The organism is Streptomyces sp. NRRL F-5650 (assembly GCF_000721365.1).
GTDB lineage: Bacteria > Actinomycetota > Actinomycetes > Streptomycetales > Streptomycetaceae > Streptomyces > Streptomyces ardesiacus.
Map to the genome: position 1 here is coordinate 152,274 of NZ_JOGV01000005.1, position 15,892 is coordinate 168,165.

The following is a 15,892-nucleotide window of genomic DNA, read 5'->3' on the forward strand; positions in this document are numbered from 1 at the left end:
GCCAAGAGGCGTCATCCCCGGTGATGCCGGGGGTAGCCGAGGCCATGGCGCACGAGGTCTTTCGCATCGCGCCGCTCGCCGGGGAGACGACGTCGTCGTTCGTGGGCCGGGTCGCCGCCACAGTCTGGGACCAGGCCACTCATTAACCTGATCTACGGTCAGCCCGTGGGTGGCTCGTCTTGGGGCGGGAAGAAACCGAGACGTTCGGAACCGTCGGCGTCAAAGGCATAGATCCTGGCACGTTCGGCGATGGTAGCAGGCGGAGTGCCATTCTCGATGATGATGACCTGGCCCGGGGGGTCGTCGAGCAGATCTCGGTAGAAGTGCTCCACAACGTCGGGGGTCATTAGCTCCGGATCAGCTTCCCGATTCTCGGGCTGTCGGTAGGTGAGCACGGGCGAGTCGAGCACGACGAATCCAGGGTGGATCAGACCGCGAGCAGTATTGCGGCGTGCCAGTGATACGGCGAAGGCCGCGTGGATGATGGACCGCATGCCCTGGCCCCGGCTCCCTCTGGGCCGCCCGTCGACTGCAATCTCTGCACTGGTCGGGTTGTAGGTGACGCGATTCTCTCCGGGTACCTGCCAGGCCTGAAGGGTCTGGTGAATGGCCTGCTCGAAGTCTGAAACGTCGGCAGCGGGAATGCCGTCCGGCCTGGCCGGTGGCGGGTTCGGCAGGGCAATCGGCAGTGATGCCTTCATCTCTTCGAGCTGCTCGATCTGGGCATGGATAGCCAGCTCTTGCTCCAGGCGTGAGCGAGCTGCGAGGACCTCGCTGGTGTCGGTCGTAAGTGGTTCGAGCTGCTCCTCAAGTGCACGCAGTTCACTGTCGATGGCCGCGAGCTGGTCAGCGCGGCGGGCGCAGTCCGCGTTCAGATCTGCCGCTTGAGCCTCAAGGTCTTCGATCGTGCTGAGCAGGTCGCGGTGCAGCTCCGTGGTCTTCCGGGTTTCAGCGGCAACAGCTGCCGCCAGCCGAGTTGTCTCGGCAAGGTGATGCCCAGGGTGCTGGTGCTCTGGTTCCGCACCGCAAAAAACGCAGGTGCCGGTCTGGAAGTAGCCCAGGAGATTCCCGGCTTCACCGACCATGCGCAGGCGCTCGAGGTCCGACTCGTACTGCTCGCATAGCAGTGCAAACCGGGCTAGAAGTTGACGTACCTCACTGGCGCGCTGCTGATTGGCGCTGTCGCTGGCTTCCAGGTCACGGCGACGCTGCACGAGCGCGGAGCGGGAAGCGATGAGCCGACCGGATCGGGACGTGGCGTTGTCCAGTGAGCTCTGCAGGCGAGCCAGCTGCTCATACAGCTCGGACTGATTCGCGGCGATCGTGAGTTTTCCGCGGTTGTCGTCGATGAGGCGGTCGAGGATCTCGACCTGGCCTTTGCCGACCTTCTTCTCCACCGTGCCGGGCGCGGTCGGGCCGACTGGTTCGTCGTGCCCGGTAAGGAGGAGCTGGAGGACTGACTTCTCGCCAGTCTCGTTCTGCGGCAGCCCTGTGGTGAGGACCGGGGACCGCTCTCCGGCCATACGCGAGTCGTTGATGACAGAGAGTCGGGCCAGGTCCCGGAAGTTGAGCAGCCGTACCTCGCCGCGCGAGTTCCGGAGGATCTTCAGTCCGTCGATTCCCAGCACCTTGAGGAGGTATCGGGAGATGTTCCGCTGAGAGGTCGAGCTGTGCTTGAAGCCGAGCGTGGCATCGGCCGGCGCCGTGGTGAGCTGGCGCAGATCGCTGTTGAACACGTCGATGGGGCTGTCCGCGAGCCCACGGGAGAGGGTCAGGACCCTGCCGTCGTCTACCCGCAGCCCGAGCAGGATGCGGCTGTAGCCCTTGTCCTCCGGGATCGGTTTGAGCTCGCTGGCGCCCAGCATGTAGTCCACAGACTTCTCGATGTAGGACTTGCCCGTCTCGGAAGCGCCGTAGATGACCGTCAGGCCCGGGCTGAACTCAACGGTCGCGGGGGGCTTGCCCACTCCGAGGAACGTCAGGTGTACCAGCGACAGCCTGTTCACAGGACGTCCCCTTCGGCTGAGTGCGGCGTGTCAGCGGTGAGGCGGTCGAACCAGCGCTGGGTGATCTGCTTCATGCCGTCGCGGACGTCCGTTTCTTCGTGCATGTAGGTGCTGACGAGCCAGGAGGCCCGTTCCGTTAGCAGCCCGACGTAGGGGGCTTCCAGGACGTTGAGGAAGCTGGCGGCCTCCTCTGTTGCCCCGTAGAGGAAGCCGTCGTCGGTGGCGGTCATGTCGGCTAGGCCGGCACGCATCAGCACGACGAGTCCCCGTTCGATGAGGCGCCGACGCATGCCGAGTTCGCCAGGGCCGACGGGAAGGTCTGGGTGGAGGCTGGATGGGCCGTCGTCGAGGTCGCCGCTGTGGAGCATCGCGTGGTCGAGGTAGACGAGCTGGGCGACGTCCAGGCGGCGGGGGAAAGTCCCGGACAGTAGGACCAAGGCGCGGACGCCGACTTCCAGGGGACTGTTGAGAGGATTCACGCGGACTCCTCTTTGCACCAGGTCAGCTTCTGGTCGTTCGCCAGATGGTGGCAGAGCCCCTTGAGGTCGATGACTTCCACGACGGGGGCGAGGATGTTGTGTGGGTTGGGCTGGTGGGCTGCGGCCGCGTCTAGTACGGCGTCCAGGCGGTCGTGACCGCAGTTGTAGTCGCGGTCCTCGATGTCGACCACGGCGTTGTACAGGTTCGTTTCGATCTTCTTGTAGGTGGCCTCGGGCACGCTCTCGCGGGCGAAGACCCGCAACGCGTCTGCGTGGAAGAACGCCTCTCGTTGTCGGGCCAAGTGCCGGTTGATCCGCTCGTGCTCGCGAGCCTGGGCCAGGGTCTCCAGGCTGAGGCCGTACTTCTCGTTGTAGACGTCCAGGAGCTTTTGCACATACACGGCCTCGTCAGCCCTCTGTTCTACGGGCGCCGGATCGGCATCTGGACGCGGCCTGAGCTGCTCCGGGAAGCGCCGCACGTGGTGCGGGGTCGTCGCGTGCAGCTCCAGGATGTTGTCGATGTCTGAGGCCTCGAACATCGAGAAGTCCGTCTGTCGAGCGAGATCTCCGACGGCCTGCCGTATGGCCGGGTCAAGATCGGTCCCGAGTTTGGAGTCTCCCTTGTCCCAGGCTTCGAGGAAGTCCTTCTTCAGCTTTGGGGGGTGGAGGAGGAGCCGATCGAGGGTCTGGCCGATCTTCGGTGCCACGAAGACGTACCGAGTGGGCAGCTCGTACTCGCCCAGCACCTTCGCCGTGAAGATCTTGACCATCTCGGGCCACGCATCGCTTTGCGTCAGCGCCTTGCTGTAGTGCTTGCACTGGTAGCAGTGCCACTCCCCGGCAGTGCCCTGCGGGGTCAGGCAGGCCGCGACGTCCGCTCCTCGGTCGCCTGCCCCACCCATTCTCTTCACCCGAAGATAGGGTCGCCCGTTCCACAGGCCGAATGCCCGGACCCATTCGACGGTGAAGTCCTCCCAGTCGTCGGCCTTGTAGACGTGGGTCAGGAGCTGTTGCGGGGTGAAAGTGGGAGCGCCCTGCGGAGCGGTGACCACGACCGGAGGCGAGGCTGGCTCCGGAATGTTCTCGAAGACTGGCCTCGCGCCGTCCCTGCCTGGCTGCAGCTCCCCAGCCACACTTCACCGCCCCCCCCGGCACCGAGCCGTCACGCAAGATCACGCACCGTAGTCATATCATCCCGGCTTGCTCACCGTGAAGGCCCGAGCTCATCAGCGGCAGCGAGTGGGGTCCGGTTCATCAGGACGGGCACTTGATGGCGAAGGCCCGCAACCGCTTTCACCAGTCGAGTCACCGTTTCGCGGCTCCGCCCGCGGCCCGGGGCGTTGTTTCAGTGGACTCGCGGGTGGCAGGACGGGTGGGTGCTCGCCCTTTGCAGGACGGGTGGCTGACGCCGTGATCAGGGCCTGGACGCGTTGGGCGAAGCCGGCTCCCGGGAGGGGGAGCTCGGTTTCCGGTTCGCGGAGGTAGCCGGCGGCGACCGCGTCCGGGATGTAGGCCATGAGTCTGCGGACCGCGGCCGACCGGGGGCGCGCGGTGTTCTGGGAGAGCCGGCGCAGGACTCTGAGGATGGTGGCGGTAGAGGTGCTGGTGAGGGAGTGGTTGGCGGGGTGCCAGTGCCCGGCGCAGGACACGGTGTCGATGTCCTGGTCGGGATCTGGTGTTCCGGGCGGGGGTGAGACGTCGTCGGCCTGGTGGTGCCACCAGTCGGCCGTGTCTCCCTCTCCCTGTGCGAGGTGGTGGAGGTAGAGGCAGTAGGCGGCGGCGGCCTGTCCGGCGCCGGCGGCGTACTGCCACCAGAATCGTGCGCCTTCGTCGGTGTCGGACAGCTGTAGGACGCAGGCCAGGGCGAGGGCGCTGCGGGGTTCGGGGACCTGGTCGGTGAGGAAGTCGGCGACGGCGGCGGGCGGGGTGTGGGTGAGGAGGGTCTCGCACAGGGCTCGCAGGTCCTCGGCTGCCGCGTCCACCGTGCCGTTGTGGGCAGGCCGGTGCGCGGGCGTGGGTCGGTGCTGGCCAGTCGCCGGAATGGTGGGGTGGGGGGCGGGTTCGCGGGGGACGGTGCGGTTGCGGACGAGGAGGGCTCTGGAGAGGAGTTCTTCGATGTGGCTCACGGGGTGGTCCCTTCGGTCGTGGGCGGGGGGATGACGCTCTCCAGGAAGCGGGTGGCGTGGCGTTCGTCGGAGCGGACGGTGGCCAGGGAGGTGCCCAGGAGGGCGGAGACGGACTCGTGAGGGAAACCGCACAGGCGGCGCAGCACGATGACGTCGAGCTGGCGGTCGGGCAGGCGGCTGATTGCGGTGAACAGTTCGAGAGTCTCGGTGAGCTGGTCCATGTGGTCGGCCGTGGTGGCCAGGGTCTGCAGGGCGACGGTGTCGAAGGCGGCGCTGCCCAGTTCGGGCCGGCCGTCGCGGTGGGGGGTGCGGGCCATGACGGTGGTGCGCAGAATGTTCCAGGCGTAGCGGCGGGTGTCGTGGCTGGCGAGGGCCTGGTTCCACGTGAGCCAGAGGCGGTCGAAGGTGTCGGCGACGGCGATGTCGCGCTGGTCGCCGTCGAGGAAGACCTGGGCGTAGAGCAGGTAGTCGTTCTCGACGAGCTCGCGGAAGGCCCGGTGCTCCAGGGGCGGGGCCGCGTGGGAGGCCGTCAGGGTGGTGGGGTCGGTGCAGCCGTTGATCCACTCGCTGCTCTTGTGGGTTTCCAGGGCTGCCTGGCTCCAGAGCCGGTACAGGGGCCAGTTCGGCATGCCCAGTTCGTCGGCGAGCCGGAACACGATCTCCCAGCGGGGGTAGAGGCCGACACCGCGCAGCAGTTCGCTGATCTTCGACTTGGCGAAACGGACCCGGCTGCTGAGTTCGTTCAGGGTCAGGCCGCTGGCCAGGTAGGCGGTGCGCAGCGGGTCCAGCCAGGCCCGGTGGGCGCTGCCCACATTGTCCGCGACGGGCCCGAGTTTGCGCCCCGGGCGTGCGGGTGCGGGTCTGCCGGGTGGTACCGGGGGTTCGGTCGGCGTCGTCACGGGGCGTCGTCCTCCTTGTCCGCGGCCGCGTCAAGGCGGGTCCCGGCGCCGGTCGTGGGCGCGGTGTGGGAGCGGACGGTGTGGACGATCTGCTGCACGGTCAGGGCGAGGGCCGGGGCGAGCGCGGCCACCGCGGCCGTCTGGCCCGCGGTCACCATCACCACACTCCAGGCGAACACCGTCACCGTGACCGTGACGACCACTATCTGGCGAGGCTTCATACAGAGCCTTCCCCTCGTACGTCTTCGAGATCAGCCATGTGAACCCGGCGGCCCCATCCGGAGGGGGCGCGCCAGCATCCCGGGCAGGCGGGTGCCGAGGCCGCCACGCTGGGGAGGGCAACCAGCATGGCCACATGGGAAGTTGCTACGCCACGTGATCAAAGAATCACGGAACAATAGGAACAATGCGGGGGTCGGTCCGGACCCCCGCGGTCTGTGAGACACCGGCGGCCGGCGCAGGCAAGTCGGCGCGCTGACGGGTGGAAGTTCCCGGTTCTCCTTGCAATTGCACGCCGAAACGACGTCAATAGGGCATGACGCCTTCGGTGTCGGCCTTCCATCCGGAAGGGCCCGTCCCCGTGCCGAAACAATGGGGGAAACGGGCATCCGCTCTCGCCTGGCCGGCCTTAGAGGCCAGGCGAGAGCGCAACCCACACAGGGGCACGACGACCGTAGAACACACCACTGACACTCCCCCGGGCACCGTTCGCGCCCCTCATCGCGCAGCCACGGCACGGAGCACTGGGGACGAAGCTGCAAGAGGCAGCCCGGGCGCCTACATGGGACACATCACCCTCGGGGGCGTGGGCCGATACATGGCTATGCCCCCGCTGGAGGGGGAGCCAGCGAGGGCTGTGCCGCCTCATCCGCCTGGGGAAGGCCGACAAGAGGCAGGCAGCCACCGTCCCCGGGAGGTGCCGGACCCCGGCACGGGGAGCTCCGGTGGGACGGTGGTGCGGCCACAATGCGCCACAGTGGCGAGAAACAGCAAGAGTGCGGACAAGCAGAGATTCCACCGCACCGGACGGCAAGCCGAGCCGTTCGGTTACGCGGCCGGTTTTCGTCACGCTCTGGTCCGGACAGCCGGCCGCCGTCTCCTCCAGGGCTACCACCTCCGCCTCGTCAGCCGTCAGGCTCCAGCGGAGCTTCGTGGCCACCCATTCAGCGACGTACCGGCAGTGCACCTCACGGGACTCGGTGTCCACTGGCAGCCGGGTGACGGCTTCGGCCAGAGGAAGCGTCTCCGCGGCGTGAGCAGGAGGAGGACACGGTCACGGGCAGGGCGGCGAGGGAGGCGGCGACCAGGCCGCGCAGCACGGTGGTGAGCATGAGCCGTTGATAACGACTTCCGAGGGGGCGCTGTCGGGCGTTCCTCGAGTGCGCCGCCCGTGTGGGTGGAATGGTCGTACCGGAAACGGCAATTCACAGCACTCGTGCAGCACGCGGCGGACGGTCAGTAGCACGTTGCTGCGTACCCGGTCGGGTGACGCTGCCCGGACGCGAGAACCCCGGCGGGCACAGGCGCGTCGTGCCAGGTATGAAGCCAATCAACGAGGCGCATCTGGCCAGGCCGGGGCTCGCGGTCGTGGAGGTCGCCGCCGCCGATGACGAGACTGCGTTCGCGGTCCAGGAACTGCTCGCCACACGGTGGGCGATCGCCCCGGCGGACCGCACAACCCACGAGCCGGGCGAGCCGGGCGTCCGGCTGCGCTGTTTTCTGGACCTGCGGCAGCACTCCGAACACGAGGCCGACGACCGGGTGCCTAACAGTTACTGATCAACTGCGCGATACCGGTGCCGAGCTGAATGATCCCGGAGCAAGGCGTCCTGGGACGGTAGACAGCTTCTGGGATGCGGGCTGCAGAGCGTGTCAGCAGCTCGACTACTTGCTCGTGCGCGGTGTCAGAGTGGGTGTCCCAGATGAGCCCGTCCGGGCGGGTGGGGTTGCCGGGGACCCAGGCCGGACTCAGGTCGAAGCGGTACCACAGGGGCATCGAGCGCATCAGCAGGGCGCTGCGCAGCGGTGTGCTGTCGGTGTACGTCCAGCTCGCTTGGTGCGCGGCTTCTTCGTCGGTGAGGCCGTTGTGCCGCCACAGCGGAGATCGCCCGTCCCTTTGATGCCAGCTGGTCTCCTGCCGGAACACCATGCGTGCAGTGTCCATGTCGTGCCAGCGCTGCGGGTCTACGAGGTCGAGACGGGCCCCTGTGGGGAGGTGGGTGAGGCGCACTCGCCGGCAGGTGACATCGATCAGCCGGAGACCGGGGATGCCGCACACACCGTGGTCTTCATGAAGGTACGGCAGGATGCGGCTGGCGATGCGGGAGGCCGTGTTGGTGTGGATCTCCAGATGTTCGGGTTGGTGGCAGATGGCGTTCAGGTAGCCGCTGATGCTGGCCATCGCGCTCTTGCGCGGCTGCTCCAGGGAATGCGGGTGCTCGCGGGTACTCATCAGGCACTCGAAGAGCAGCGCCTGGAAGGCGAGTTGGCCCCGGTCGGTGGGGTCCAGAGTGGGGCGTTTGCCCCTGGTCTGAAGGCGTCCCAGGTACAGGAGGCGGGCGAGTTCCTGGTAGGTCCGCTTGTCGGTCGTGTGCGGCATGAGGTTCCTGCTCCGGCTGCGCCCGGGCGGCAGCCGCGGAGGAAGGACCAGTCCTGCACGGACACCGAGATGCGTGTTGCGGGACCGGGCATCCCACCCTTGAGACTCCTGCGAGTCCGCCCGGGCGGACCGCTCGCCTCCAGGCCGTCCCTGGCCTGTCAGGGTGACATTAGCGGCCTGCGCGCAGTCGGACACGTGACACGCCGGACACGATCAGCTTCACGCCGTCCGGCACGGCGAGTGGTTCGTCGCTGCTCGGTGGAAGGGATCCGGTGTGACGTGGATGCTGCCGGAGCCGATGCTGAGCACCCCCGTGTCCAGCCCGGGTCTGCGGCCGGGCTGGGCGGGCGAGCCGAAGTGGGACGGTTCTCCAGACACTCAGATGTGTCTGGAGGCGAGCGGATCTATGTCCCGCTCGCCCTGTCCTGTGAGAGCTCAGCCGTGGTCTTCCCATTCTGCTTGGCAGAACCGGGCTTCGCTGACCACGTGGTCTCCTGCTCTGGCGGCCCGTACGTACATGTTGAGGCCGTCCGGCCCGAGATCGAAGTTGCAGCCGACGAGCAGGCTCATCTCACCGTTGTCCGCGCGCTCGACCAGCGCTTTGTCGATAGTGGACACCTTCCTGCCTATCAGGGGCATCCCGTCGAACTCGACCTGGGGGCCAGTCCGTCCGTGCACCGTGACGGCGCCCAGAACAGGCGGAACGCCGAAGCCGCAGCGGTAGTGAGCGGTCACGCCGGCAGCGTCGAACCGGTCGTCATGCAGCATCCATTCCCCGATGCCCTCCCAGGACGACCCGAAGGGATATCGGCCATGACGGGCGGCAGGCTTGTCTGCGAGCGCGGCGGCTACTTGGGCCGGATCCATGCCGAACCGGAGCGGGCCGACGCTCTCCAGCGGCCGCCACTCCCAAAGCGGCCGGTCCGATTCGGCCTTCACCGGCCACGCCCCCGGATTCGGCTCTTCGACGCTGACATCACACCACCGGACCACCGGTTCGGATGCGTACGGAGCATCGGCCAGGTTGGGGCCGACGAACAGCGCGCTGGAGATCATCCTGTCCGTGCGGTGCACATACTGCTGGGGCAACACCTCGAACTCCAGCTCGGCTCCCATGGAGACACCCCACGCCACAACCTCCGGGTCCCCGCTCCAGTTCACCCGCACCCACGCGCCGTCCTGGCGCGCGAGACGGTCGATATCCGACCGGACTTCAGAGGGCGCCCTGGCGATCAGGTCGATACCGCGCAGCTTGACCCGCGGTCCGCCCATCGCATCGACCTTGACCGCCACGAGCTGGGACTGCTCCCCGTACACCGCGGTCACACCCCAGTCTGTGTACTGCGCCGAGCCAACTCCAGTGCCCGCGTGATGGGTGACAGAGGGAGTGGCCTCGCCCAGAGCCGCCGTCACCTCGTCGGGTCTCATACCGAACCGCAACGGCCCCAGTCCCACCAACGGCTCCAGCGTCCACTGCTCCCGGGCATCCCACGGCCGCGTGTTCCACCAAGCCATCCCCGGCCCCTCCCTCGTACCGCCCCGGCACAGACTGCCGGTGATCTTGGGGAAGCCTAGGCACCCCCACTGACAGCGCAGTCACAGGGACGGCTGTGCAGAGCAGAGCCCGCGCGAATGGGCCTTTTCCTGCGTTCCATGAGACACGTCAAAGTCTGGAGAAGGACGGGTTCCGGGCTGCCGTTTCGGTCGACGCGGGCCGGGTGGTGCTGCGCTCCCGGCATGGCACGGAGATGGGGCCGGCGTTTCCGGAGGTCGTGTCCGGGGCGGTGCAGCTACCAGATGCGACCGCGATGGACGGCGAGCTGGTCGTATGGGATGCCGCGGGTCGTCTCGCCTTCAAGCGGTTGCAGAACCGGCTTGCCCGGCGTGGTGCCGGTGCGGTCCGGGCAGCTGAGGAGTGGCCTGCCCACTTTGTGGCGTTCGATCTGCTCAGGTTGTCCGGGACCGTGACGATCGGATGGCCGTACTGGCGACGGCGGGCGGCGCTGGAGTCGGTGTTCGCCGCCCGCCGGCTCTTTGCCCCGTGGTCAGCGCTACGGAGGTCGGTGGCCGCGGCGGCGGTAGTGGCTGAGCCAGGCTCGGTGCTGGTGTCGGCGGCGCCAGCGTGACCAGTGCAGGATGTGGTCGGTCCCGTGCCGGACGGTGTGGACGAGTTTGTTCAGCAGGCGGCGGATCTCGTTCACGGTCAGTCGGATCAGGTCGCCTCGGTGTCCCCCTTTTCCCCGGTGGCAGCCCGGAGGGCGGTTAGATGGCCGGCGGCCGCCATGGCCAGGGTGATGTGCCGGTACCAGGCCGGATAGTGACGGACCTGGTAGTGGTCCAGCCCGGCCTCGTTCTTCGCCGCCTGAAAGGCTTCCTCGATCGCCCAGCGGACCCCGGCGGCGCGGACAATCTTCGCCAGCGGGGTGTCGGCGGGGGCGTGGGCGAGATAGTAGGCGCGTTCGCCGTCGACCAGGGACCGGCGGATGAGCAGTCCATCCTCGAAGCCATCCGCGCCCTAACCAGGCAACGAAACCAACGCCCAGGCGTATTCGCGCAGGCCGTGGGCGCCGTCGCCGGCCGAGCGGATCTCCCAGGCGTCCTCGGGCAGGATGGCCGAGGTGGTGCGGGCGTTCTGCCCGCGGGGACCGCACCGGTGCTTGCAGCCGATCGCCAGCACGTAACCGAGCCGCCTCTGGGCGAGCCGGTGGATGTGTCGAAGCGTACGACGCCGATACTGACGCGATGGTGCACCACGCGGCCCGGCTCCTCCGAGCAGATACTGCCTTGCCCGCTCGCGCGGCACATCGAGATCAGCCCGCCCAGCGATGCACCTCGTCAACCGTGACACCCCCACCCATGACCAGCACAACGGCCAGCCGGATCACCGGTCACAGCAACCGGCTGCAGTACTAGATCCCTAACTCCTGTGCCAGCACCGCTGCTTGCACCCGGCTGCGCAGCCCCAGCTTCCCCAGCAGCCGGCTGACGTGCGTCTTCACGGTGGCCTCGGCCATCTCCAGGTGGTCGGCGATCGCCGCGTTGGTCAGCCCCTCACCGAGGCATGACAGGACCTCGCGCTCGCGCCGGGTGAGCGCATCGAGGACCGAGCGGTCCACCGGGTCCTCCTCCAACTGGGCCGGCCGGGACGCGAACTCGGCGATCAGCCGACGGGTGACCGCTGGCGCGATCAGTCCCTCGCCCCGGGCGACCGTCCGTACGGCCTCAACCAGCCCGTGGGCATCCGTGTTCTTCAACAGGAACCCGACCGCGCCGGCGCGCAGCGCACCGAACACGTACTCATCCAGGTCGAAGGTGGTCAGGACGAGGACATCGGCGCTCTTCTCCTGCACCACCTGACGGGTCGCGGAGACGCCGTCGAGCTTCGGCATCTGAATGTCCATCAGCACCAGGTCGGGACGGAGCTCCCGCGCGAGCCGGACGGCTTGCTCACCGTCCGAGGCCTGGCCCACCACTTCGATGTCCTGCGCGGACCGCAGGATGAGGACCAGGCCGTCCCGGACGGCGGACTGGTCCTCCGCGACCAGAACCGTGATGCGCCGCTCGGGCGGGGAGTCCGTCAGGTCGTTCCAGGCCGCTTCTGTCATACCGGTCCCTTCTCTTCCACGGGCAGCACGGCGCACACCCGCCACACCGTCGGCGGCTCGGAGCCGGCTGTTCCGACCGGTCCCGCCTCGAACTCCCCGTCCAGCAGAGCCACTCGTTCCCTCATGCCGACCAGGCCGGCCCCCGAGCCCGGCGCGCGGGAGCCGACGCGCGGGGTGTACGGGCTGGTGACCTCCACGGTGAGCGGGCCAGCCGCCTCGCGGTTGAGGCAGACGGTCACCACCCCGGGGGAGGCGTGCTTCAGTGCGTTCGTCAGCGATTCCTGCACGATGCGGTAGGCGGCCAGTTTGACGGGGGCCGGCAGCACCTCCTTGCCCCGTGTGTCCTCGGCGACGAAGGTGAGGCCGCTCGTGGAGCCGCCCGCCCGCGCCCGGTCGACGAGCGTGTTCAGCCCGGCCAGCGTGGGGGCGGCCGAGGGTACCTCGTCCTCGGCCTCACCACTGCGCAGCAGCCCGATCAGCCGCCGCATCTCGGCGAGCGCCTGCACACTGTTGGTCCGGATGACCCCGAGGGCGTCCGTGGAGGCCTTCGGGTCGTTTAGCGACAGGGCCGCCGTCGACTGGATCGCGATCGCGGACAGGTGGTTGGCCACAAGGTCGTGCAACTCGCGGGCCACCCTTCCTCGTTCGGCCTCCACGGCCTGCCACCGGTCCATCTCGGACAGCAGCGTCGCTTGTTCGGCGCGCAGCCGCTCCTCGTCGGCGACCTTCTGGTGCTGCCGGATGGTGAGCCCGGTCCACGCCGGGGCGATGGTGACCAGCGCGGCGACCACGCCGACGAACAGCGACTCCGGTTTCGGCACCGCAGACACGGCCCACACCGTGAGCCCGACGGTGACCAGGATGCTGGCCGGGATCACCTGACGGGCGGTCCGGGACGGCCCGTATACCACGCTGGCGTACACGATGTCCGTGAACATCAGGACGGTGGCGATCAGCGACCCGAAGTACTGGTCGGCGGCGACGGCGGCGACGGCCATCAGCAGGGCCAGGGGCTGGGCGACTCGGCGCAGCAGTTCGGCCGCGGCCATGGCGATCAGGGGGAGTAGCGGCAGTGCGCCCGGGTCCCGCCGGGCGGGCACGTTCGTGAAGAGGCCCAGATGCCACAGCACGACGCCTCCGGCCAGCCCGCCCGCCGCGATCAGGACATCGTCTCGGTGGGGCCGGGGCAACACGGGCAGCATGCTCCCAATCTCAGCACGTCGACCCTCGTTAGGCCTCCTCTTGCAGGTGTAGCCGGAACGCCGGCCGGTGTACATCGAAGGATGTAGTGCTCGACGCGCCCCGCTCACCCTCGGCGGACCCTCAGGTCGCATCGGGGCTCAGCCGGTCGAGCAGGCCCGTGCGGTAGACCAGCAGCGCGGCGCTGATCCGGCGTGGAACGCCGAGTTCCCGGAGGACCGCGCGCACGTGTTCCTTGACTGTGTCACCCGAGATGCCGAGTCGCCGTGAGATCTCGGCGTTGGTGAGCCCGATGGCCAGCAGGCGGAGTATCTCTCGCTGCCGCGCGGTCAGGCGCTTTACTGCGGCCTCCGCGGATACCGCGGCCGCAGGGGCGGCGGCACCGGGCACGGGGAGAACGGCTGCCCGGGGGTCCTGGAACAGGACGCTGCCGCCCGCGACGAGTATCCGAATGGCGGACAGCAGCAGAGCCGGTGCGAGGTCGTGATGCAGGATGCCCGCGGCACCGGAGGTCAGGCAGTCGGCGACGTAGGCGTCCTGTTCCGTTGCGGTGACGACCGCGGCGGGCGGCGCGTCGGGTGCCGTACGCAGCCGCCGTAACGTCTCCGGCACCGAGGAGGAGCACCGCGGCGCGTTCAGCAGCAGCAGGTCGGTGCCGGGCGGCACCCGGCGCGCGCCCTCCTCGGTCCGGCCGGGTAGCAGGGGCGTGAGATCCGGGAGCGTCCGGAGGACTCTGGCCAACGCTTCCCTGTCCTCGGGCTCGCCCAAGATGTACACCCGGATCATGCAGCTTCCCCCGTTCCCACCCCACCGATGGGGGGGTGTCAGATCGTCCTCTGGTATTAGAACGTCTGCGCGGCCGGCTGACATGATCCTCCTGCCGACTGATTCAGCTCAGGGGGGGCAAATCCATGTGCGGAGTACGGGGGTGCGTCATACGCGGACCGAAGACGTACGCGAAACCGCCGGTGCAGCGCGTACGTGAGGTGGAGGCGGTCCATGTCTTCTCGCTGGCCGGGCCCGCTCGCCACCGGGAAGCGGGCCGTCACCGGGCCCCGTGGCGGGCTCTGCTGAGCTGGCTCCTGGGAGACACCGACGAAGCGGCCCTCACCCGTGACCCCTACGGACGGGTCGCCGGGACGGACAGCGATGTGGACATTGCGGTGTGCGCCGAGGAGGAGCGCCAGTTCGTCGCCCTGGCGCGCGGCACGTCGGTGGCCATCTCGGGGCGCCGGGTTCCCGGCCGCGTGGACGCCCTGTCACTGCTGCCGTTCAGTGCGCCGGAGCGGTCCTTCATCGCGGCGGCGCCGATGGAGATGCGGGCCAGCCGGCTCACCCGGTTGTGGACCCGCAAGGAAGCCACCCTGCGTCTGTCCGGCGGCGGCTTCTCCCGGGCGGACCTGGTGGATGTGCTGTGCGAGGAACGCGAGGGCAGGGTCGTGGTGCCCGACGCAGGCCCGTCCACATGGCACGGACCGGACGTCGCCTATGTGCACGACGTGCCGGACGACGCCGGGGTCGTGGTGTCGGTGGCCACCTCGTGTCCGGTGCGGGAGGTCTTCGTCTGGCAGCTCGACCGGATGCCGGTCACGGCATGAGCAGCACGTGTGGATCGACGTCCGGGGCTGTCGCGCCCGCCACCGCGTCCGCGGCGCTCAGCTCCCGCCACACCTTGACGGCGATGCGGTAGGCGCCGGCCTCCTCGTAGAGGGCGGCGGCGGACTGGAAGCGGTCGCGGGCCGCGTCCTCCTCACCGCGGGCCCGGTGAATCCGGGCCGTGACCACGGTGCAGCGCGCCCGGTCCAGCACGGCGAGCGCGGAAAGTCCGGAGTCTACCAGGGCGCCCTGTCGGCCCGCCTTGGCCAGGTCGTCACGACGCAGCGCGGCGAGTGCCCGGGCTGCCGCGAGGCGCACCCCGTCCTCGGGGCTGCCCACCAGCTCCGTCGCCTGCGCCGCCTGCCCCAGCAGGGTGTCCGCCGCGTCGAGCTGGCCGCCCGCGATGTGCAACAGCCCCGCCGCCAACTGGAGCCGGGCACGCAGCGGCAGATCGCCGGCCTGCGCCATGGCCTGCTCGGCCTCGGCAATGAGGGCCAGGGCCGTTTTGGCGCGCCCGTTGACGTAGTGGGCGCCCGCCGCCGCCCACAGCCCGGTGGCCCGCAGCCGGCCCCCGGAGACGCCCTGCACCGTTCGCAGCAGGCCGTCGGCCAGTTCCCAGGACCGTTCCCAGTCACCGCTCGCGGTGCACACCGATACGAGGACCGTCTCGGCCTGGGCCGTCTCCACGAGGGCGGGCGGCTCGGCGGTCCGGGCGAGTCGCACCGCCTCCTCGGCGAACCGGGCGCTCTCCGCCAGGTTCCCCATGTCCTTCAGCGCCTGGGCCGTCTCCACCGCGACCCGGGTGTGCAGCAGGGGAGATGACTGGGTGAGCGGATCGGCCAGCAGGTCCCGGAGGGTCTGCTCCCGAGCCTTGGACTCCCGGAGCCGACCCAGAGTGGTCGCCAGTTCCCAGCGTGCCTCCCAGCGCACGTCGTCGAGTTCCGGCCCGCCGGGCAGCCCGATGATGCCGGTCAGTTCGTCGCGGGCCACGTCCCAGTCGCCGGCGAGCTGGTGGGCGCGCGCGGCGACCAGCCGGCCCACGACACCGAGTCGGTGCGGCGGTTGCTGCTCCGGTTCCTGGGGGGCGAGCAGCGCCTCCACCGGCGTGTTGAGGCGCTCGGCGATCGCCCGGGCGAGCTTGAGGCTGGGTGCCCGCCGGCCGCTCTCGACCAGGGAGATGTAGCTCGGGGACATGGTGTCGCCCGCCAGGTCCGACTGCGACAGCCCCTGCGCGCGGCGGATCTGCCTCACCTGCTGTCCGAAGTGTGGTTGTTCGACCGTCACCGTAATCGCTCGCTCAGGGGTTGTGTGGATGAGTAAGGAACTTTGACCAGCAGCTTAGCGAGCTCGGTACCGGCTTCGAAGCTTCGGCGACGCAAGAG

15 protein-coding genes and 1 pseudogene are annotated in these 15,892 nt (G+C 68.9%); 3 read left to right on the top strand and 13 right to left on the bottom strand.

Annotation, left to right across the window (positions count from 1 at the left end):
* Positions 1 to 158: 158 nt before the first annotated feature.
* The 6 genes from IG88_RS0107695 to IG88_RS0107720 all read right to left on the bottom strand — a co-directional run bounded on the left by IG88_RS0107695 (position 159) and on the right by IG88_RS0107720 (position 5,731).
* Positions 159 to 2,006, bottom strand: coding sequence for a hypothetical protein (locus IG88_RS0107695; RefSeq protein ID WP_031036510.1), 1,848 nt, complete (start codon positions 2,004 to 2,006; stop codon positions 159 to 161).
* Positions 2,003 to 2,485: an ABC-three component system middle component 2 gene (locus IG88_RS0107700; protein ID WP_031036512.1), complete on the bottom strand. Its 483-nt coding sequence runs from the start codon at positions 2,483 to 2,485 to the stop codon at positions 2,003 to 2,005. Before IG88_RS0107700 ends, IG88_RS0107695 begins: the two co-directional genes overlap by 4 nt.
* Positions 2,482 to 3,618, bottom strand: coding sequence for an ABC-three component system protein (locus IG88_RS0107705; protein WP_158853816.1), 1,137 nt, complete (start codon positions 3,616 to 3,618; stop codon positions 2,482 to 2,484). Before IG88_RS0107705 ends, IG88_RS0107700 begins: the two co-directional genes overlap by 4 nt.
* A gap of 93 nt (positions 3,619 to 3,711) precedes the next feature.
* Complete coding sequence (locus IG88_RS42390) at positions 3,712 to 4,611, bottom strand: hypothetical protein (protein WP_051851813.1); 900 nt, start codon at positions 4,609 to 4,611, stop codon at positions 3,712 to 3,714.
* A complete protein-coding gene (locus IG88_RS0107715; protein ID WP_031036518.1) occupies positions 4,608 to 5,510 on the bottom strand; it encodes a sigma factor-like helix-turn-helix DNA-binding protein in 903 nt (300 codons plus the stop codon). Before IG88_RS0107715 ends, IG88_RS42390 begins: the two co-directional genes overlap by 4 nt.
* The gene (locus IG88_RS0107720) at positions 5,507 to 5,731 is read right to left on the bottom strand and encodes a hypothetical protein (RefSeq protein WP_031036520.1); all 225 of its coding nucleotides are present in this window, start codon (positions 5,729 to 5,731) and stop codon (positions 5,507 to 5,509) included. Before IG88_RS0107720 ends, IG88_RS0107715 begins: the two co-directional genes overlap by 4 nt.
* A 1,318-nt stretch (positions 5,732 to 7,049) precedes the next feature.
* On the opposite strand from IG88_RS0107720, the gene IG88_RS0107725 reads away from it, so the two are divergent.
* Positions 7,050 to 7,289: a DUF6207 family protein gene (locus tag IG88_RS0107725; protein ID WP_051851814.1), complete on the top strand. Its 240-nt coding sequence runs from the start codon at positions 7,050 to 7,052 to the stop codon at positions 7,287 to 7,289.
* Here the strand turns inward: IG88_RS0107725 and IG88_RS0107730 are convergent.
* Both IG88_RS0107730 and IG88_RS43740 read right to left on the bottom strand, forming a co-directional pair.
* On the bottom strand, positions 7,276 to 8,109 hold the full coding sequence (locus tag IG88_RS0107730; RefSeq protein WP_031036523.1) for a hypothetical protein: 834 nt from the start codon (positions 8,107 to 8,109) through the stop codon (positions 7,276 to 7,278). The two genes, IG88_RS0107725 and IG88_RS0107730, sit on opposite strands and share 14 nt — an antisense overlap.
* Before the next feature lie 435 nt (positions 8,110 to 8,544).
* On the bottom strand, positions 8,545 to 9,435 hold the full coding sequence (locus IG88_RS43740; RefSeq protein ID WP_199807425.1) for a hypothetical protein: 891 nt from the start codon (positions 9,433 to 9,435) through the stop codon (positions 8,545 to 8,547).
* Between the two features lie 284 nt (positions 9,436 to 9,719).
* On the opposite strand from IG88_RS43740, the gene IG88_RS0107740 reads away from it, so the two are divergent.
* Positions 9,720 to 10,235, top strand: a complete 516-nt coding sequence (locus tag IG88_RS0107740) for a hypothetical protein (RefSeq protein WP_234332057.1) — start codon at positions 9,720 to 9,722, stop codon at positions 10,233 to 10,235.
* An 86-nt stretch (positions 10,236 to 10,321) separates the two neighbouring features.
* Here the strand turns inward: IG88_RS0107740 and IG88_RS45255 are convergent.
* From IG88_RS45255 to IG88_RS0107760, 4 genes and pseudogenes are all read right to left on the bottom strand, one after another.
* Positions 10,322 to 10,810: pseudogene (locus IG88_RS45255) on the bottom strand (IS701 family transposase); the annotation flags it as partial.
* A gap of 208 nt (positions 10,811 to 11,018) precedes the next feature.
* Positions 11,019 to 11,714: a response regulator gene (locus IG88_RS0107750; RefSeq protein WP_051851816.1), complete on the bottom strand. Its 696-nt coding sequence runs from the start codon at positions 11,712 to 11,714 to the stop codon at positions 11,019 to 11,021.
* A complete protein-coding gene (locus IG88_RS0107755; RefSeq protein ID WP_031036531.1) occupies positions 11,711 to 12,916 on the bottom strand; it encodes a sensor histidine kinase in 1,206 nt (401 codons plus the stop codon). The genes IG88_RS0107750 and IG88_RS0107755 overlap by 4 nt, the downstream gene beginning before the upstream one ends.
* Positions 12,917 to 13,037: 121 nt before the next feature.
* Positions 13,038 to 13,655 (bottom strand): LuxR C-terminal-related transcriptional regulator, encoded by a 618-nt coding sequence (locus IG88_RS0107760; protein WP_158853823.1) that lies wholly within the window; start codon positions 13,653 to 13,655, stop codon positions 13,038 to 13,040.
* A 227-nt stretch (positions 13,656 to 13,882) separates the two neighbouring features.
* Between IG88_RS0107760 and IG88_RS0107765 the strand changes: the two genes are divergently transcribed.
* Complete coding sequence (locus IG88_RS0107765; RefSeq protein WP_031036537.1) at positions 13,883 to 14,512, top strand: 4-phosphopantetheinyl transferase family protein; 630 nt, start codon at positions 13,883 to 13,885, stop codon at positions 14,510 to 14,512.
* Here IG88_RS0107765 and IG88_RS44925 read toward each other — a convergent pair.
* Positions 14,502 to 15,794 (bottom strand): helix-turn-helix domain-containing protein, encoded by a 1,293-nt coding sequence (locus IG88_RS44925; RefSeq protein ID WP_031036540.1) that lies wholly within the window; start codon positions 15,792 to 15,794, stop codon positions 14,502 to 14,504. The two genes, IG88_RS0107765 and IG88_RS44925, sit on opposite strands and share 11 nt — an antisense overlap.
* Between the last annotated feature and the right edge of the window lie 98 nt (positions 15,795 to 15,892).